This window comes from Pedobacter jamesrossensis, assembly GCF_042650905.1.
Lineage (GTDB): Bacteria > Bacteroidota > Bacteroidia > Sphingobacteriales > Sphingobacteriaceae > Pedobacter > Pedobacter jamesrossensis.
In genome coordinates this window covers 20,128-37,473 of the sequence record NZ_JBHSBY010000122.1, presented here as the reverse complement: position 1 = coordinate 37,473, position 17,346 = coordinate 20,128, and the positions used below count along the sequence as shown (strand labels likewise).

Here is a 17,346-nt window from a genome sequence, read left to right as displayed (position 1 = left end):
TCAGAAACTTGCCATTTGGTTTCCTGACAGAATGATATTAGATTTGAACTAGATTTTTTTTGAGAAGCATTACTTTAGATTTGACACAGTTTATTTTACATACCCTGACACTGCAAAAAATAATACTCCTATCGAAAGACTTTGCTCATCGTCATTAATGGTAAAATATGAGCAACACTATTCCTAAAACTTTTTCGAGTGTTAATGTTAAAGGGATTATAATCTAATCGTTATTTATTTGATCTTCTACTTCTTTAATTAGTCTGTTTTTACCATTGTAATAAGTTGCAGGATTTGAAAAATCTTCGATTATATGTTTAATATTTTGATCTTTGTCGTTGCTGAGCTCTTTAAATTCATTCACCACACGATATGAATTCATATCTCCAAAACCTCTTAATTGTTTTACTCTAGCCAAAAAGTCCTTTAATTGGGTATTTTGCTTTTTCATATCCAAAAATATTAAATTAAGACTACTTAATCCTACATAATATCTACTTTTTTGTAAACATTATCGACTAGTTTTCCATGATAATTGCTCTCCACGCTTTATATGCAATTTCTTTACTGGATTTATCACTTTTGGAAGTGTGAATTTAATTTCTGAATACTTAAAACGCAATGAATTATAAGTTACAACTTATCGAGTTTAAAATAGCCTAAATGAATTTCATCTTCAGGTAGGTTAGAAGAAGGTGAAATTTGAATGTGATAATTTTCTTTCTGCTGCTTATCTAGTATATCATCTACTCGGTGTATATCATCTACATCAATTCCATATTTTTCATCAATATGTGCATTTGCCCCTTTTATTGAGTTGGTTTTGAAGAACACCGTTTTTTTTGAGTCTTGTATGGCATTTGCTCTATTGCTTTGAACAGATAAAACAACATAATGCTGTTCTTGTAGCTTGTTGGTTTGATAACCGCCAAGGTTAATAAAAAACAGTTTGTTTTCTGATGTTGTAACTGCCTGTTCTCTTGGTATAATCTTTATCTCGAAACCATTAACGGTATTAACTTCTCGCCAGCCATCAACATGAATGCTATTACCAGCCTCTGGCCAAAATGACTTTATTTGTGGGACAAGTTCTTTTAAAGAATGTGCGATTCCGAAAAAATAATCGTGTTGTTCTACATTCCTTTTAGGAGCCTTTGAACCTAATAATAGCATAAAGAGTTTTGGTGCCGATTGTTGTGCTTCGTTAATCATATCTATGATAAACCTTTTAAGTTCCAACAAGTTTTAAACAAATCTTATCCTAAAAGAGCATTTATAATTTTAGAAGATGCAGCCTCAGAGAAATCAAGACCAGAATAATCGGGATTGTAGCCACCTATATAAGGAACCGCCATCATATATATTCTTTCATTCAGAGCGTTGTACGCATCTACAACCTGAAAATTATCGTTAATTTTTATTCCTGGTACATTTAAATAGTAATTTCCTTCTCTATCTTGTTCGATATTTTTATTTCCCTTATTTATTGCTAAAACCGCTTCATTTTTATCTCGAAATTTAATTTTTGCGGGGCTTACTGTTTTTCGCTCCACCAAGCTTTCGTAAGGGATTTCTCTGAAAGATAAATGTGGTTGTCCTACGCAATCAATAAAGGTTTTAAATGGGATTGACTGCTTTTTATTAAATTCATCCGTGTAGTGGTAAATAACACCTCCACTTGGTTGTGGCTCTTCCCAGCTATCTTCTCCAACTGAAACGATTTTTAGTACACCTGACTCATTTAAAGCAAGCATTTCTTCCACTGAACTTTGCGGTACAAAAGCAATAACGATAGAAATAAGTGGCATTAGAGTTTTTTGTAACCTAAGTGTATCTTCTGCAGAGAAATACTTAGCTGGGTAATTCATTACAAAACTTAATACAGCTAGCATTTCTTTCCAGTAAATAGATTCTTCCTCATCAATAGACTCTTGGGCTTCTAAGTATTCGGCTTTAAAAAGTTTAAACGGATCTTGTTGCACTCTAAAATCCATCATTTTGGCTACAAAATGCTCCATCGATAAATCTTTTATCTGCTGATAAAAACCGGGTCTTTTATCTTTAAAAGAATCTTTGAAATTCTTTTCGAAAAGATAATCTAAAGAAAGAAAACCATCATTTTCGGCTCTTTTTCTATCTATCTCAGTTTTGCTAAGTACCGAATCTTTTAATAAATGAGGGTCTTCCAAATGGAATCTTACTGCAGGCAGCATTCCGCTTCTGGAATGCATAACCATTTTAAAGTTCTGTTGCTCGTTATCCAATATGTAACTTACTTTTCCATTTTTATCGGTACTAAAATCTCCATTCTGGCGTGCTAAGGTTCTAATTGCATCAATAGCTGTTAATGATGAGCCTTTAATTGCAACCGGATGATTTACCTTAAATCTCAATTTTGAAGGTGGGTAAGGTGAATCATAAAAATTTGGAATCTGCCCCTCTAACTTTTTTGGCCATCTATGGCCAGTGCAAATAATTACATTATCGTATTCAAACACCGATTTATCATTTAATTCCACAACAACCTTTTTCTCGTCAGGATAATCTATAATATCGTTTACTGTGCTATTTAAATAGATTGTAAGTGAAATTCCTTTTTCTTCAGCCTGTTTTTTAAGTAATTCGAATTGGGCAGAGAGGTATTGTCCGAAGAGTAGACGGGGCATTACTTTGTAATCATTAAAATTATCCGGGTTTATGTGAAAATGTTGAAGTTTTTCTGATGGAATTGTTTTAATCCAGTCTTCTACCGAAGTAACTAATTCTGGAATTTCATTTCCAGATACGTTTGTAATATGTTCATTGTTTGCGCCCTCCGGACTATAGGGCATGCCAGCACCGAGCTGTTTGTTTTTTTCAAAAATATCAATACTAAAGTCTATCTGGCCCGATTCAACTAATCTTTTTAATAAAAAAAGGCCACTTGGTCCGCCACCAAGAACGGCAATGCGTTTAAATTTATTCAATTTGTTTTTATTTATAATACTTGATGTGATAACCTTTCTCCTCTGAAAAAGTTTTAATTATGCACTACACAGTAATAATTATTAACTAATCAACCTTCCAACTAAAAGATGCAATGAAACAGATTAAGCTACTTTATAATAGTATTAATAGATTTTTGAACAAAAGCTTGAAACAATCTAGAGCCTAATGCGTTCTAAGGCCTGAGTAAGGGGATTGATGCTCTCTTTTTGCCCGACTCCTAAATATTTATTATGGATCAATGCAGAAAACAAGTTCAGATAGAAATGAGTAATAAAATGATGGCAACATTTCTTATTGCACTAGGTGTTTTTGTATTACTCACTTACGTATTCAAATTCATAGAATCTAAAAGCGAATGGATACAAAAAATTGAAAAGCAATTTGTTGCTAAAAATCCTTGATTTTTTAAGGGCTATAATTTATTCTTTCTAAACGCAAAATAATTAATTGCCAAGGCAATGATAAGAATTAGCAATCCACCAAACTCACGTGTTTCTTCAATCCAGGGTTTTGTAGCTTTCATACTTTGTACAATATTTTCTGCCCGATGCTCTTGATACCAGTTTAGTACACCAGTTTTATCAAAATAAAGAAAAAGGGCATAAATTGCAAAAATAAAAATGCCCGCTAAATATGCTTTTGGATAATATTTCGCACGATATGCCTGATAACAAAGCCATGCACCATAGAGGTAAATAGGCACCCAAATGTATGGGTCTGGATCGTTGTATTGAAGTGCTGCCGAGAAAATGAATAAAATGCAGAATAATAGATTAAAAGCTTTCAAAAGGAATGATTAAGTAATAATTGTTAGAAAAGTTTAAAGATAAAAATTCTAGTAAACTAGTTTATATCCTTGCCCTCTAATACTGATGATAAATATAGATGCATCATTTTTTAGGTATTTTCTCAATTTAGCAATAAAAACATCAAGGCTTCTACCAGAGAAGTAATCATTATAGTTCCACAACGTATTTAAAATCGTATTTCGTGCGAGCATATTGTCTCGATTCAGTAGTAGCATTTGTAAAATTTCGGCTTCTCTATTTGTTAAAACCCTTTGTGTTCCATTTAAAGTTAAAATTCCCTCGGGATAAAGAAATGAGTAGTTGCCAATTTTTATTGGTTGCTTTTTCTCCATACTTGGTGAAAAAACCAATCTGTTTTGACTTAAAAGTGCTTTAATTCTAATAGACAGTTCTTCGATGCTGAAAGGTTTTTTGAGGTAATCGTTGCCGCCGCTTTCAAAACCAGTAACAACATCACTTGGTAGCGATTTTGAAGTTAAGAATATAATTGGTGTTTGCGTATCAGTTTGCCTAATCTGTTTAGCTATAGAAAATCCATCTCCATCGGGTAACATTACATCTAAAACCAAAATATTGGGTTTGGAACTATGGTATTTGGAAATGGTTGCTGAAGCGGTTTGAGTATGAATAACTTCAAATCCCTTCAACTCTAAGGTTTCTTTTACAATTTCGGCTAATGCAGGCTCATCTTCGGCCAAGAGAATTTTATTTAAATCGGCCATGCTAAAATCAACGTTGTTCCCTGCCCTAATTCACTCTCAATTTTATACCAACCAGCATGTCGTATCATAATCTGTTTAACATAATTTAAGCCTAATCCATGGCCTTTAACCAAGTGATTATTTCCTGTGCTAACTCTGTAAAACTTATCAAAAACCATTAAAATTTCTTTTTCCGAAATCCCTATTCCACTATCTTTAAGTTTTAACACCAAGTAATTTCCAACTTTATCAACGGTTATTAGGATACTGGCTTCGTTGGGAGAATATTTAATAGCATTATCCAATACATTATTTAAAGCATGCTGAAACTGAATTTTATCTGCCTGTATGTAAATCTCGTTGCTTTGATTTATAAATGTTATGGTTACTTCTTTAGCATTTGATAATTGATGAAGTTTAATCAAATCGTTTATTGATTCAGCAATATTAACTTCTTCTTTAATAATTTCCGATCGGCCTCCATCGTAAATGGCTAAATTCAAAACCTTATCAACCAAAAGATTTAATCTTTCTATTTCGTTTTTAGCATGGTCTAAGTATCTTATGGTTTTTTCTTTATCTGCTAAAATGGTTGTGTCGTTTAAGGCTTCAATCGCTACTGAAACAGTTGCGATTGGTGTTTTAAATTCATGTGTTATATTGCTAATGAAATCATTTTTAATTGCTGATAATCTTTTCTCTCGAAAAAGACTTTTTAATATGAAAATCATACAGCCAGAAATAATAAGAATCATAGCCAATGATGCAAGTAAAATTAAGCTAATTTTAGAAAGGATGTAAGAGTTCGGACTTTTAAACATCGCCCTAACATAATGTTGATTATCGGTATATCGGTAAGTTGAAAATGCCTTGGTAATAATAGGATAGGTGTTAGATAATTTAGTATTTATAATGCTTTTATTATTAGTGCTATCATCTTTTTTAACCATAAAACTGTATGGTACATTAATGTTTCTTTCTTTTAAATAAAGATTAAAGGCGGGTCGAAGTCTGGTTGTATCGAACTGATATTTTTTTGCTTGTTCATCCATAAAAATGCCCAGTTTCTGTGTTCGATAGTAAATCGTGTGCGATTCTAAATCTTCTTCTCTCATTAGTAAAGCAAGCATCCCAGCAACGTGTTTTCTAACGCTCGTGTCTCGCTTGTCTTTTGGAAGCGCCTTGCTATAATTAGCGAAGCTAAATGATGAAGAGAATTTATCTTTTGCGTTTCCTTTAGCACTTATAGTATATACATATTTTTTGTCTGCCTTATCAAATTTGGCACTAATTACGAATGCATTAGTATCTAAAATTTTATGCTCTACAATTTTCTGAATGGTATCACAACGTAAGCTCAGTTCTTTTTTAATGCCGTCTTCAAAGGCAAGATTTACTTCTTTCTCGAAATTTACCTTAGTAACGTTATAGTATTTAACGATCCAGTAAGCTTGCAAAGCCAATAAGCCTGTCGTTGCCACAAAGCAAACAATAACTAACAAACTGGCCTTTTTATGCATGACTCAAATGTATATAATTCTTAAGTGCTAATTAAACCCGTTAACATAATATAACTTTAATTAACGTGGCCGATAACTTTTCTCAAATTTTCATTCTCCAATTTTGAAGAAATATTTTAAAGTTATGAAGCTAATATTTTTTAATTTCCTTTTTGCTTTGGTATCCATTAATGCTATGGCTCAAGGTTTACAAGCTAGAACTGGAGAACAATTTCCTGATATCCCGATTCAAAACTTAATCAATGCGCCTATTAGGTCTGTTTCGCTTCACAAACCTCAAAACAAAGTTTATATTTTAAATATATGGGGAACCTGGTGTTCGCCTTGCTTGCCAGAAATGGATACACTTGCAAAATTACAGCTTGCCAATCAGAATACGATTCAGGTTATTGGTTTATCAGATGATACTCCAGAACGACTGAATACTTATCTGAAGAAAAAACCATCTAAAATTTGGTTGGCTAGCGATACTTCTGGTTTCTTTTACCAATTGTTTGCACTTTCATATGTTGGTCAAAGCATTGTAGTAAACCAAAAGGAAAAATAGTTGCGCTCGTAAAAAGTGATTCCATTAATCAATCAATGATAGATAAACTAATAAAAGGCGAGGCCATAAAATCAAGCGGAGAAACCAAAAAGGAAAAACTTGCTGGTAATGGCGATCCGTTTGCCGTAGACTCGACTTTAAGTCATAGCTTTTCACTCAGGGGTTATATGCAAGGGCAACCATCAGGGAGTAGAAGGTTTTTAGATAAAAGTATTTATGCAAAACGGAGAATTAGTTTTACAAACGCAACAATGGTTGGCTTGTATAAAGATGCTTATGGAATCGTTTCTGAAAAGCAACTCGTTTATGAAATACCAGAAAAAGAAGTTTCGGATTATGAAAATAAGGATACCTTATACTCACTTGATTTACTGGTTAAACCCGAAGAAAAGGATAGTTTGATGGTTATTTTGCAAAATCATCTGCAATTAAATTTACCCGTTAAAGTAAGAATCGAATATCGTCATATGTCTGTTTATGCTTTGGTAAATAAAAATTTCAAACCGAAAGAATCTACAAAAGACGAACTAAGTTACAGTTTTAGCGGGCGAGGTTATGACGGGCAAGGAGCAAAAATAGCCGATTTTGCAGAAAAATACTTGGCAAATGAATTTAGTTTGCCAGTTGTAGATGAAACAGGCTTTGATAAAAGATATGACATAAAAACCAATGTAGAATATAGAACGAAAGAAGGAATTATGAAGTCGATAAACGATATTGGTCTGGATGTGGTTAAAAAAGAGAAAAAAATGAAAGTTTTGGTATTCTACAAATAGCTTTAAACAGAAAGAGACACGAATTCTCCGTGTCTCTAGCTTTCTTACAGTTTTAACAAAATAATTCTTGCTCATCCCTATTTTCTGTTGGGATTTTCTTAAGGAAATCGTCAAAAGAAGATCCTACGTTATCAGAATAAATGCCATAAGCATCTAATATATAACCTAGTTCCTGTTCTTTATCTTCAGTAATGTAAAGAACAGAATTATCTCCTGGATCGGAATCGCCTTCGAAGCGATATGTTTTAACGATAGTTAAGTCTTCTGGTTTGTAAATCTTACCTTTCTGACTTTGCATTTTGCCGTGATCAGTCATCTTTAATTCGTTATCTTTTCCTTTCAGCCTCAATTTCTCCAAAATTTGACTCAAAGTGTTCATTGCAATTGGCTGTTCCATAGTAATATGTTTTTATTTAGTTTAAACAAGTGCGGTTCAAAATGGTTTGCTTGTTTTTTTATTATATAGAAAAACTAAATGACTATTAACCAATTAATCTTTAAATTTTGCCGAGGTTCTAAGATTTACCAATTAAGGAAATTAGTTAACCATTTATGTAATCTGGTTTGATTTGACATCATTATAAAAACCTAAGTAATATGGCAACACTCGAAATTTCTAAAGGTGGCAAGGCTACTAATGGAAGAACACAAAAAACAGCACCAAGGGTCGATTTAACTGCAATGGTCGATTTAATGTTTCTACTTACAACCTTCTTTATGCTCACCACATCTCTAACAGAGATGAAAGCTGCAGATATTTCTAAACCTACCCCCATCAATACTCCCACTCCTTATCCAGCTTCAAGAACTATGACAATTTTACTTGGAAAAAGTAATCAGGCGGGGTGCTATATGGGCGAAACATATAATGCTTCAATTAAAATTACAAAGGTAAGATTAATTGAGAAAGAAATTATAAAGAATAAACTTTTGGTTGCTAAAACGCATCAAAATAATCCTGAAAAATATTTAATCGTAATTATTAAGCCAATGAGCACCTCGACATATAAAAACTTGGTAGATGTGATAGATGAAATGAAAATTACAGGGGTTAAATCTTATGCAATTACCGATGAAAATACGTCTCTAAAAGAAGAAACCTTTATGAAACAGGAGAAACTGTAAATGTTGTTAAATAAAGGTGTCTAGAAAACGAAAAGCCCCGAATTATTTTTATTCAGGGCTTTTCTGATTAATATTATCGTTAAAATTAAATGCTAAAGGCAGCTTTAACTTTATCCACGTAGTCTAATTTCTCCCAGGTAAATAATTCAACTGTAACTGTTTTTTCTTCACCATTTGGAGTTCTGAAAGTTTTAGTAACGGTTTCTGGTGTACGACCCATGTGGCCATAAGCAGCAGTTTCGCTGTAAATTGGGTTTCTTAATTTTAAACGTTGCTCGATAAAGTAAGGACGCATATCGAAAATTGCTTCTACTTTTTTACTGATTTCGCCATCGGTTAAACCAACTTTCGACGTGCCATAAGTAACCACGTTTATAGAAGTTGGTTTTGCAACACCAATTGCATAACTAACCTGAACTAAAATTTCATCAGCTAAACCTGCAGCAACTAAGTTTTTAGCAATATGACGCGTTGCATAAGCAGCACTCCTATCCACTTTACTTGGGTCTTTACCCGAAAATGCACCACCACCATGAGCACCTTTACCGCCGTACGTATCAACAATAATCTTTCTTCCTGTTAAGCCTGTATCACCATGCGGACCACCAATTACAAATTTTCCGGTTGGATTAATGTGATAGGTAATTTGATCATTAAATAAATGGGCATATTGAGGATACTTTGCTTTAATTCTTGGAATCAGGATTGAAACTAAATCTGATTTAATTTTTGCCAACATGGTTGCTTCTTCATCAAAATCATCATGTTGTGTTGAAATTACAATCGCATCAATTCGCTGCGGTTTATTGTCATCAGAATATTCTAAGGTTACCTGAGATTTTGCATCAGGGCGCAAATAAGTAATTTCAGAATTTTCTCTTCTTAAATTAGCCAGTTCAATCAGTAGGGCATGCGATAAATCGAGTGCCAGGGGCATGTAATTTTCAGTTTCATTAGTTGCATAACCAAACATCATACCCTGGTCGCCAGCACCTTGTTCTTCTTTGGTCGTTCTATCTACACCTTGATTAATATCCTGCGATTGCTCGTGAATAGCAGATAAAATGCCACAAGAATTTGCTTCGAACATGTATTCGCTTTTTGTATAACCAATTTTCTTGATTACATCACGTGCAATTTGCTGCACATCTAAATAAGTTTTTGATTTTACTTCGCCAGCTAAAATAACCTGTCCCGTTGTTACTAAAGTTTCACAAGCAACCTTAGATTCAGCATCGAAAGCCAAAAAGTTATCAATTAAAGCATCCGAAATTTGATCGGCAATTTTATCAGGGTGGCCTTCAGATACAGATTCTGAAGTAAATAAATACGACATTTATTAAATATTTAAGTTGAAATTAAAACAATTTAATAAGTGCTAATGTTCCCTGAAACCAGGTTCAATTGTGTATAGGATGGTATTAGCACTTTTTTTAGAGTGGTTGCAATCCCGTTCCTGTTATCGAAACATCGCAAATCAATCCACTTTTAACACTGCAAAATTAGCATATTTTCTTTATTTCAAAAATTATAGATTATTTTGTATCCTCATTCGAAAGCTTTGCAAGTCAAAATCAATATCTTATTCGTTATCAATCCCATATCTGGTGGGAAAGCCAAATTACGCATTCCAGCACTTATAGATAAGTATTTGGATAAAGAAAAGTTTAATGCAAACTTCAGGTTAACCGAACATATAGGGCATGCCAGTGAAATTGTTGAAGAAGCAATTGCTAAAAATTTTGACATAATTGTGGCAGCTGGTGGCGATGGGACAATAAATGAGGTTGCGGGGAAAGTGCTCGAGCATAAAAAAATATTAGGCATTCTGCCCCTAGGCTCGGGTAATGGCTTGGCAAGGTTCTTAAATATTCCCCAAAATCTAAAAGAAGCTATTTTACTTATAAATCAACTAAAAACAGATAAGATTGATTCTGCTTATTTTAATAACAAATCTTTTTTTAATCTTGCCGGATTAGGTTTTGATGCCCACTTGAGTGCTGCTTTTTCGAAGGATAAGAAAAGGGGATTAACGGGTTATCTGAAATTAAGCTTAAGAGAGGTTTTTAATTATAAGGGTGAATCTTATATTTTAAATATAGATGGAGTTGAATATAGAAGAAAAGCCTTTGCCTTAACCATTGCAAACTCATCTCAATATGGTAATAATGTTTACATCGCACCAAATGCTTCGGTGAAAGACGGCTTACTAGATGTTTGCATTATAAAGCCATTTTCGATGTTGAAATTACCTGTTCTAAGTTACGTAATGTTGAAAGGAACAGCTGAAACATCGGATATGATAGAGATTATTAAAGGCAAAAGCATAAAAATATATCGAGAGCATGATGGGCCCGTGCATGTTGACGGCGAGCCTTTGCAAATGGGTAAGGAAGTAGAGATTAACATCAATCCCTTATCTTTGGAGGTAATTGTTCCCTAGAAATTTAAATAATGAAACAGAAAAAGAATAGCTTAAGCGATTTAGGAGGGATTATGTACTCTACTAATCCAGAATTCGAATATGAGCAAGAAATTGATGATAGGGTAACAGCTCCGAATCAACAACAGGATTTAAGAGTAATGCTTGATAAAAAGAATCGTGGAGGTAAGGCGGTAACCCTAATTACTGGTTTTAAAGGTAAAACTGAAGATTTGGAGATTTTAGGCAAAATGCTGAAAAATAAATGTGGTGTTGGCGGCTCTGTGAAAGATGGTGAAGTTCTTATTCAGGGAGATGTTAGAGACAAGGTGATGCTAATTCTTCAAAAAGAAGGTTTCAAAGCCAAAAAAGCTGGCGGATAAATTACTACTTAGTGTATTTTTTTAATTTTTTTAATCACAATTTAAACGTTTTATTAAATTGATTATCAATCGTTTAAGTCATAGTGTATAAGCTACAATATGTAAAAAAAGACAATAAAAAATTTGATTTTTTGTAAGATATCTCTTTACATTTGCTCCACTAACTAACTTATTGTTATGAGCAAAATGGAACTACAAGCGCCTGATTTAAGCTATTTAAATCTGAAGGCAGGTTTGGGTGTTAAATATCAATTATCTGCTGCCGAATTGATTAAGGAAGCCTTGGAAAACAATGAAGGTTTCTTGGCATCATCCGGCGCTTTAGCAGTAGATACAGGAAAATTTACAGGGCGCTCGCCTAAAGACCGATTTATTGTCAGCGACGACATCACAGAAAATACGGTTTGGTGGGGAGATATTAATATAAAATTCAGCCCTGAGCAGTTTAATTCGCTTTTAGGCAAGATGACCGATTACCTTAATAATAAGGTTTATTACGTTAGAGATGCTTCTGCTTGTGCAAATCCAGATTATTCAATTTCTATAAGAATTATTACCGAAACAGCCTATCAAAATCTATTTTCAAATAATCTATTTATTCGTCCTGATGAAAAAGATTTGGGGATAACTCCTGAATGGACTATAATCGCGGCTCCTGGCTTCCTTGCCAATCCGCTGATTGATGGTACAAGACAAGAGAATTTCTCTATAATTAACTTTACCAAAAAGATGATTTTGATTGGAGGAACGGGCTATACCGGTGAAATTAAGAAAGGCATATTTTCTGTTTTAAACTTTTTGCTACCTACATATAGAAATACGCTTTCTATGCATTGTTCTGCAAATGTTGGTGTTGATGGCGATACAGCTATATTTTTTGGTTTGTCTGGAACAGGAAAAACAACTTTATCTGCCGATCCGCAAAGAGCATTAATTGGCGACGATGAACATGGTTGGAGTGAAAACTCTATATTTAATTTTGAAGGTGGATGTTATGCAAAATGTGTCGATTTAACTTTAGAAAAAGAACCTCAAATCTATAAGGCAATAAAATTTGGATCCTTGTTAGAGAATATAAATTTCTATCCTGGAACAAATGATGTAGATTTTTCGAATATTGATAAAACAGAAAATACAAGAGTTGCCTATCCTATTGATTATATAGATAACTCCGTTCTGCCTTCGGTTGCGGCTACCCCTAAAAATATATTCTTCTTAACAGCTGATGCTTTTGGTGTTTTACCTCCAATCTCCAAGTTAAATGTAGAACAGGCAATGTTTCATTTTATGAGTGGATATACCGCAAAAGTTGCAGGTACTGAAGCTGGCATAACCGAACCTCAGTTAACTTTTTCGGCTTGCTTTGGTAAAGCATTTTTGCCTTTACATCCATCAAAATATGCAGATTTACTCGGCAAAAAGATGGAAGAGCAAAAAGTAAATGTATGGCTTGTAAATACGGGTTGGACTGGCGGTCCTTATGGGATTGGTAAGCGAATGAAATTAAGTTATACCAGGGCAATGATTACCTCTGCAATAAACGGCGATTTAGATCATCCTAATTACAAACTTCATCATGTGTTTAAATTAATGATGCCTTTACATTGCCCTAACGTACCAGATGAAATTTTAGACCCATCTAAAACATGGAGCAATCAAGAAGAATATTTTCTAAAGGCATACGAACTTGACGGAGCCTTTGCTCAAAATTTTAAGCAGTTTAAACAGGTAAACATCCCAAAAGTGCACACAGAAGAGTTAAAAATGTGTTAAATGTAGGTTTAAATGCATTTTTTACTTAAAAAATTTGCAATTCGATTTTTTTTTAGTTTTCATTGTGGAAGAATTGCCTCCGGCTGAGGCAATTCTTTTGTTATATACACAGGTATAGCCTGTAAACTAAAAGTTAAGTAACGATTTAATTGTTTATTGATTTATTAATTTGTAATTTGAAATCAATTTATAAATTTGTTTTCGCAACAAAATCAGATAAACATACGTTGTGTGTATTACAAAAGTTAAAATAGCTAAAAAATTAAAAACAAGAACTAAAACTAAAAATTAAAAAAAAATGGCAAACGCACCAAAACCAACAACTGTTAAAAAAGAAAGCTCATCAAGCGCTTCAAATGTATTTGCAACACTTGTAATTCCGATTTGTATCGTTATTGGATTTGTTATCTGGAATTTCGTATTAGGAGCTTCTAGTAACTTTATCGGGGGAGACAACAACAATTTACCATTACCTAACAACTATCCAGGTACAGCTTACAAAGGTGGTCCAATCGTAGCCGTTCTAATCGGTTTATTATTAACTGTAATCGTTTTCTCTATCGAACGTTTAATCGTTATCGGTAAAGCAAGTGGTAAAACCAGCTTAGATACTTTTATCATTAAAGTAAAAGGATTATTAAACTCTGGTAACATCGAAGCTGCTAAAGCAGAATGCGATAAACAAGAAGGTTCAGTTGCGGCTGTAATTAAATCTGGTTTAAAAAAATATAGTGAGGTTGAAGCAGATACTAACATGGATGTTGAGCAATCAATCGTTGCTATCCAAAAAGAAGTTGAAGAAGCTACAGCTTTAGAAATGCCAATGTTAGAGCAAAACTTAACAATCATTGCTACTTTGGTGTCAATCGGTACATTAATCGGTTTACTAGGTACAGTAACAGGTATGATTCGTGCGTTCGCAGGTTTAGCTAACTCTGGTGCTCCAGATCAATCAGCATTAGCAGTAGGTATCTCTGAGGCGTTAATTAACACAATGACTGGTATCGCTGTATCAACTTTAGCAATTATCATGTACAACATCTTAACTTCTAAAATTGATAAATTAACTTATGCAATTGACGAAGCAGGATTTAGCATCGTTCAAACATACGCTAGTTCACATAAATAAGAATTTTGAAATAATTTTTACCGGCTTTATGGAAAACCGGAAAAAAGATCATCATTATTAAAAACTAGTAAAAATATTATGCCTAGAATTAAAGTTAAAAGAACAAGTACTGTAACAGACATGACCGCTATGTGCGATGTTGCTGCGCTGTTACTTACCTTCTTCATTTTAACTGCTACAGCAAGGCAACCAGAACCTCTGGCGGTATCTACTCCTTCATCAACGTATGAATTTAAAGTGCCGGCAGAAAATAACGCCATTTTAACAATTGGCCAAAAAAAGGTTTTCTTTGAAGTAGCAGGAAATAAAGTAAGGGCGAGAACTTTGGAATTAATGGGTGAACAGTATAAAGTTACTTTCACACCAGATGAGATTAAAAGATTTTCTGCAATTTCATCATTCGGCGTTCCTGTGGCAAACTTAAAACAGTTTATCGCAATGGCAGGTGATGAGCGTATGAAGCCAGGCGTACAAACTGGTATTCCTACCGATTCGACCGATAATCAATTAAATGCTTGGGTTTTAAATGCCCGTAAAGCAACTAAAGAGATGAACAATGTTGATATGAGAATCAGTATTAAAGGAGATTCGAAAGAGGAATATCCTACGGTGAAAAAAGTTATTGATATCTTGCAGAAACAAAAGGTCAACAAGTTTTTGTTAGTTACAAACGCAGAAGCTAAAAAGAATAATTAAGAAATGGCAGAATTAAACACAGGCGGGAAGAAAGCCACACCAAGGATCGATATGACCCCAATGGTGGATTTGATGTTTCTTTTGGTTACATTCTTTATCTTGACTACATCAATATCTACGCCACAAGCAATGGATATTACAAAGCCAGATAAAGAAGATAATTTGCCAGAGAACAGGTTGGCGCTTAAGGCAACTAAAACAATGACTGTTTTATTGGGTAAAAACGATAAAGTAGCATGGTACATGGGAGAAGCTGGTAAAAGTGCTCCTACAATTGAATCTTTTTCTCAAATTGAAAAATCAATCAACGAAAACAGAACAAAAGCTAATGCATCAGGCGTTGCCGGAGAGTTTACAGTTTTAGTAAAACCTACTTCAGGTTCTACATTTAAAAACTTTGTTGATATGATGGATGAGCTGGAAATTCTAAAGGTAAAATCTCGTCAGATTGATGATGATAATATCTTGGATAGTGAGAAGGGTTTCATGAAAGAGCAAGGTATTTTATAATTAATAAAATCAGGAATTATGTCAAAGTTAGATATATTTAGAAAAGAATGGCTGGAAGTCGTTTTTGCTGATAAAAACAAAGCTTACGGTGCTTACCAATTAAGAAAAGGTAGCGCTGGTAATACAGCAAAAGCCCTGTTGTGGGGTTCGGTTGTATTCTTGGTGATGTTTTTCGCTCCAAAAATCTACAGCTTAATTAAAGGGGCAATTCCGGAAGATGAGCAGTTAAAAGCACAGGAAGTGGTTTTAGCTCCACCTCCACCGGTTAACCCAGATACTCCACCACCACCACCGGTAGAGCCACCACCACCAAAAGTGGATCAGGTAAAAATGCCACCTCCGATTGTAAAACCGGATATCGAAGTGAATGAGGAACCACCTACAGTTGAAAAATTGAAAGAGGCAGATCCAGGACAAAAAGATATTAAAGGTGATCCTACTGCTGAAATTAGAATTGCTGAGCCAGTTGGCGAAGGACCTAAACAAGAAGCAGCAGTTGCAGTAGATGATAATAAAGTTTATGACTTTGTTAGTATTGAAAAGGTACCAGATTTCCCAGGTGGTATGAAAAAGTTTTACGAATATTTAGGTAAAGCGATTAAATACCCTCCAATGGCACAGGAAAACAATGTTCAGGGTAAAGTATTCTTATCTTTCGTAGTAGAAAGAAATGGAGAACTTACTGATATTTCAGTTATTCGTGGTCCGGGTAGTGGTACTAACGAGGAAGCTGTACGTGTACTTAAAGCAAGTCCGCGTTGGGTTCCTGGTATCCAGAATGGTAAACCTGTAAGGGTTAAATACAACATTCAGGTAAACTTTACTCTTCAATAACAGAATGTTAAATTTTGATATTTTCAAGCAAAAATCGCCTAAACAGCGGTTTTTGCTCATTTTAGGCCTTGTCATGTTTGTGTTTTACTGCTGTATAGGCTTTGCATGTATCTTTTGGAAAAATTTGCCATTAAATATTGGGCAGCCGTACAAAATTGCCATCGGTATATTTCTAATTATTTATGCTTTTGTTAGATTACTTAGCCTTGGGAGGCGCGATTAATTTTAGATGAGAAACACCCTTACATTATTAATTTTATTGTCCCTTTTTTCTTGTAAACGTAAAAAGGTAGAAGAAATTAAAGAAACCCGTACAAGCGGTACGATGAAGATTTTGGTTGATGAAACTGTAGCTCCGCTGGTGCAACAAGAAATTGATATTTTTAAAATTGATTACCCGCAGGCTACGTTTTTAACAACGTTTAAACCTGAAGAAAAAATAATTCCCGCATTTTTAAATGATAGCGTAAGGGTTATTGTTTTACCAAGAATGCTAACAAAACAAGAAGAAAAATATTATACTCAACGTAACATCAGAATTAATACTTCGCGTTTTGCTGTTGATGGAATTGCTTTAATTACTAATCAAAGTAATATCGACAGCGTAATTAACGTTAAGGATATTGTTGATATACTTCAAGGAAAAGCATCTGGCAAACAATTAATGTTTGATAATGCTTATTCGAGTACTTTTAAATACCTGAAACAGTTGGCAAATATCAGTCAATTTCCTGCTAAAAACGTTTATGCTAAAAACACCGCCAACGAGGTTATCAGGCTTGTTGCAGAAGATAAAAATTTTATTGGTATTTTAGGCGTAAATTGGCTTTCAGAGAAAAATCGAGAGTTCCTTAAAGTTAAAGACAAAATTAAGACGTTAGGTTTAAAGAATTTTAAAGGGAAGCCAGGCGACGATAAGTTTTATAAACCAACACAAGATAACCTTATAAACGGTGTTTATCCTTTCTTAAGGAACATTAATATAATTGATTGTGAAGGAAGAGATGGTTTAGGCACAGGATTTGCAGTATGGTTAAGAAGCCAGCGAGGTCAACTTATTGTACTTAAGTCTGAACTGGCGCCGCATAAATTAATGCCAAGGACAATAAATTTTAAAGAATAATTATAAATTG

Annotated in this window: 20 protein-coding genes; 12 read left to right on the top strand and 8 right to left on the bottom strand. The window is 34.0% G+C overall.

Going from position 1 to position 17,346, the window contains the following annotated elements; all coding sequences use genetic code 11:
• Window positions 1–223: 223 nt before the first annotated feature.
• The 3 genes from ACFOUY_RS13025 to ACFOUY_RS13015 form a co-directional block, all read right to left on the bottom strand.
• The gene (locus ACFOUY_RS13025) at window positions 224–451 is read right to left on the bottom strand and encodes a hypothetical protein (protein WP_378961232.1); all 228 of its coding nucleotides are present in this window, start codon (window positions 449–451) and stop codon (window positions 224–226) included.
• Between the two features lie 182 nt (window positions 452–633).
• Window positions 634–1,212 carry a DUF1543 domain-containing protein gene (locus ACFOUY_RS13020; RefSeq protein WP_378961230.1) on the bottom strand — a complete coding sequence of 193 codons (579 nt, stop codon included), beginning with the start codon at window positions 1,210–1,212 and terminating at the stop codon, window positions 634–636.
• A 44-nt stretch (window positions 1,213–1,256) separates the two neighbouring features.
• The gene (locus ACFOUY_RS13015) at window positions 1,257–2,966 is read right to left on the bottom strand and encodes an FAD/NAD(P)-binding protein (protein ID WP_378961229.1); all 1,710 of its coding nucleotides are present in this window, start codon (window positions 2,964–2,966) and stop codon (window positions 1,257–1,259) included.
• A 252-nt stretch (window positions 2,967–3,218) separates the two neighbouring features.
• On the opposite strand from ACFOUY_RS13015, the gene ACFOUY_RS13010 reads away from it, so the two are divergent.
• Entirely contained in the window at window positions 3,219–3,389 is a 171-nt protein-coding gene (locus tag ACFOUY_RS13010; protein WP_378961226.1) for a hypothetical protein, read from the top strand.
• Between the two features lie 11 nt (window positions 3,390–3,400).
• Here the strand turns inward: ACFOUY_RS13010 and ACFOUY_RS13005 are convergent, their stop codons facing one another.
• From ACFOUY_RS13005 to ACFOUY_RS12995, 3 genes are read right to left on the bottom strand one after another with little or no spacing between them, the layout of a single operon-like run.
• Window positions 3,401–3,775: a transmembrane 220 family protein gene (locus tag ACFOUY_RS13005; RefSeq protein WP_378961225.1), complete on the bottom strand. Its 375-nt coding sequence runs from the start codon at window positions 3,773–3,775 to the stop codon at window positions 3,401–3,403.
• Window positions 3,776–3,823: 48 nt separating this feature from the next.
• On the bottom strand, window positions 3,824–4,519 hold the full coding sequence (locus ACFOUY_RS13000; protein WP_378961223.1) for a response regulator transcription factor: 696 nt from the start codon (window positions 4,517–4,519) through the stop codon (window positions 3,824–3,826).
• Window positions 4,507–6,018, bottom strand: a complete 1,512-nt coding sequence (locus ACFOUY_RS12995) for a sensor histidine kinase (protein WP_378961221.1) — start codon at window positions 6,016–6,018, stop codon at window positions 4,507–4,509. The genes ACFOUY_RS13000 and ACFOUY_RS12995 overlap by 13 nt, the downstream gene beginning before the upstream one ends.
• A 124-nt stretch (window positions 6,019–6,142) precedes the next feature.
• Between ACFOUY_RS12995 and ACFOUY_RS12990 the strand changes: the two genes are divergently transcribed.
• The gene (locus tag ACFOUY_RS12990) at window positions 6,143–6,565 is read left to right on the top strand and encodes a TlpA family protein disulfide reductase (RefSeq protein ID WP_378961219.1); all 423 of its coding nucleotides are present in this window, start codon (window positions 6,143–6,145) and stop codon (window positions 6,563–6,565) included.
• 35 nt (window positions 6,566–6,600) lie between these two features.
• The gene (locus ACFOUY_RS12985; RefSeq protein ID WP_378961217.1) at window positions 6,601–7,341 is read left to right on the top strand and encodes a DUF3738 domain-containing protein; all 741 of its coding nucleotides are present in this window, start codon (window positions 6,601–6,603) and stop codon (window positions 7,339–7,341) included.
• A 52-nt stretch (window positions 7,342–7,393) separates the two neighbouring features.
• On the opposite strand, the gene ACFOUY_RS12980 is transcribed toward ACFOUY_RS12985, so the two are convergent.
• Complete coding sequence (locus ACFOUY_RS12980; protein WP_378961215.1) at window positions 7,394–7,738, bottom strand: hypothetical protein; 345 nt, start codon at window positions 7,736–7,738, stop codon at window positions 7,394–7,396.
• Window positions 7,739–7,938: 200 nt separating this feature from the next.
• Between ACFOUY_RS12980 and ACFOUY_RS12975 the strand changes: the two genes are divergently transcribed.
• The gene (locus ACFOUY_RS12975; RefSeq protein WP_378961213.1) at window positions 7,939–8,466 is read left to right on the top strand and encodes an ExbD/TolR family protein; all 528 of its coding nucleotides are present in this window, start codon (window positions 7,939–7,941) and stop codon (window positions 8,464–8,466) included.
• An 85-nt stretch (window positions 8,467–8,551) separates the two neighbouring features.
• Here the strand turns inward: ACFOUY_RS12975 and metK are convergent, their stop codons facing one another.
• Window positions 8,552–9,802 carry a methionine adenosyltransferase gene (metK, locus tag ACFOUY_RS12970; protein WP_378961211.1) on the bottom strand — a complete coding sequence of 417 codons (1,251 nt, stop codon included), beginning with the start codon at window positions 9,800–9,802 and terminating at the stop codon, window positions 8,552–8,554.
• Between the two features lie 204 nt (window positions 9,803–10,006).
• Between metK and ACFOUY_RS12965 the strand changes: the two genes are divergently transcribed.
• The 8 genes from ACFOUY_RS12965 to ACFOUY_RS12930 all read left to right on the top strand — a co-directional run bounded on the left by ACFOUY_RS12965 (window position 10,007) and on the right by ACFOUY_RS12930 (window position 17,336).
• On the top strand, window positions 10,007–10,909 hold the full coding sequence (locus tag ACFOUY_RS12965; RefSeq protein WP_378961209.1) for a diacylglycerol/lipid kinase family protein: 903 nt from the start codon (window positions 10,007–10,009) through the stop codon (window positions 10,907–10,909).
• A gap of 11 nt (window positions 10,910–10,920) precedes the next feature.
• Window positions 10,921–11,271: a translation initiation factor gene (locus ACFOUY_RS12960; RefSeq protein WP_378961207.1), complete on the top strand. Its 351-nt coding sequence runs from the start codon at window positions 10,921–10,923 to the stop codon at window positions 11,269–11,271.
• A gap of 177 nt (window positions 11,272–11,448) precedes the next feature.
• Window positions 11,449–13,044 carry a phosphoenolpyruvate carboxykinase (ATP) gene (pckA, locus tag ACFOUY_RS12955; protein ID WP_378961205.1) on the top strand — a complete coding sequence of 532 codons (1,596 nt, stop codon included), beginning with the start codon at window positions 11,449–11,451 and terminating at the stop codon, window positions 13,042–13,044.
• Window positions 13,045–13,342: 298 nt separating this feature from the next.
• On the top strand, window positions 13,343–14,173 hold the full coding sequence (locus ACFOUY_RS12950; RefSeq protein WP_378961203.1) for a MotA/TolQ/ExbB proton channel family protein: 831 nt from the start codon (window positions 13,343–13,345) through the stop codon (window positions 14,171–14,173).
• Between the two features lie 78 nt (window positions 14,174–14,251).
• Window positions 14,252–14,869 (top strand): biopolymer transporter ExbD, encoded by a 618-nt coding sequence (locus tag ACFOUY_RS12945; RefSeq protein WP_378961201.1) that lies wholly within the window; start codon window positions 14,252–14,254, stop codon window positions 14,867–14,869.
• A 3-nt stretch (window positions 14,870–14,872) separates the two neighbouring features.
• Complete coding sequence (locus ACFOUY_RS12940) at window positions 14,873–15,379, top strand: ExbD/TolR family protein (protein WP_378961199.1); 507 nt, start codon at window positions 14,873–14,875, stop codon at window positions 15,377–15,379.
• A gap of 18 nt (window positions 15,380–15,397) precedes the next feature.
• The gene (locus ACFOUY_RS12935) at window positions 15,398–16,213 is read left to right on the top strand and encodes an energy transducer TonB (protein WP_378961197.1); all 816 of its coding nucleotides are present in this window, start codon (window positions 15,398–15,400) and stop codon (window positions 16,211–16,213) included.
• 229 nt (window positions 16,214–16,442) lie between these two features.
• On the top strand, window positions 16,443–17,336 hold the full coding sequence (locus tag ACFOUY_RS12930; RefSeq protein ID WP_378961195.1) for a PstS family phosphate ABC transporter substrate-binding protein: 894 nt from the start codon (window positions 16,443–16,445) through the stop codon (window positions 17,334–17,336).
• Window positions 17,337–17,346: the final 10 nt, after the last annotated feature.

Coding starts and splice junctions, on each gene's coding strand:
- ACFOUY_RS13025 (WP_378961232.1), bottom strand. CDS start 451: ATGAAAAAGCAAAATACCCAATTAAAGGACTTTTTGGCTAGAGTAAAA.
- ACFOUY_RS13020 (WP_378961230.1), bottom strand. CDS start 1,212: ATGATTAACGAAGCACAACAATCGGCACCAAAACTCTTTATGCTATTA.
- ACFOUY_RS13010 (WP_378961226.1), top strand. CDS start 3,219: ATGGATCAATGCAGAAAACAAGTTCAGATAGAAATGAGTAATAAAATG.
- ACFOUY_RS13000 (WP_378961223.1), bottom strand. CDS start 4,519: ATGGCCGATTTAAATAAAATTCTCTTGGCCGAAGATGAGCCTGCATTA.
- ACFOUY_RS12995 (WP_378961221.1), bottom strand. CDS start 6,018: ATGCATAAAAAGGCCAGTTTGTTAGTTATTGTTTGCTTTGTGGCAACG.
- ACFOUY_RS12990 (WP_378961219.1), top strand. CDS start 6,143: ATGAAGCTAATATTTTTTAATTTCCTTTTTGCTTTGGTATCCATTAAT.
- ACFOUY_RS12985 (WP_378961217.1), top strand. CDS start 6,601: ATGATAGATAAACTAATAAAAGGCGAGGCCATAAAATCAAGCGGAGAA.
- ACFOUY_RS12980 (WP_378961215.1), bottom strand. CDS start 7,738: ATGGAACAGCCAATTGCAATGAACACTTTGAGTCAAATTTTGGAGAAA.
- ACFOUY_RS12975 (WP_378961213.1), top strand. CDS start 7,939: ATGGCAACACTCGAAATTTCTAAAGGTGGCAAGGCTACTAATGGAAGA.
- metK (WP_378961211.1), bottom strand. CDS start 9,802: ATGTCGTATTTATTTACTTCAGAATCTGTATCTGAAGGCCACCCTGAT.
- ACFOUY_RS12960 (WP_378961207.1), top strand. CDS start 10,921: ATGAAACAGAAAAAGAATAGCTTAAGCGATTTAGGAGGGATTATGTAC.
- pckA (WP_378961205.1), top strand. CDS start 11,449: ATGAGCAAAATGGAACTACAAGCGCCTGATTTAAGCTATTTAAATCTG.
- ACFOUY_RS12950 (WP_378961203.1), top strand. CDS start 13,343: ATGGCAAACGCACCAAAACCAACAACTGTTAAAAAAGAAAGCTCATCA.
- ACFOUY_RS12945 (WP_378961201.1), top strand. CDS start 14,252: ATGCCTAGAATTAAAGTTAAAAGAACAAGTACTGTAACAGACATGACC.
- ACFOUY_RS12940 (WP_378961199.1), top strand. CDS start 14,873: ATGGCAGAATTAAACACAGGCGGGAAGAAAGCCACACCAAGGATCGAT.
- ACFOUY_RS12935 (WP_378961197.1), top strand. CDS start 15,398: ATGTCAAAGTTAGATATATTTAGAAAAGAATGGCTGGAAGTCGTTTTT.
- ACFOUY_RS12930 (WP_378961195.1), top strand. CDS start 16,443: ATGAGAAACACCCTTACATTATTAATTTTATTGTCCCTTTTTTCTTGT.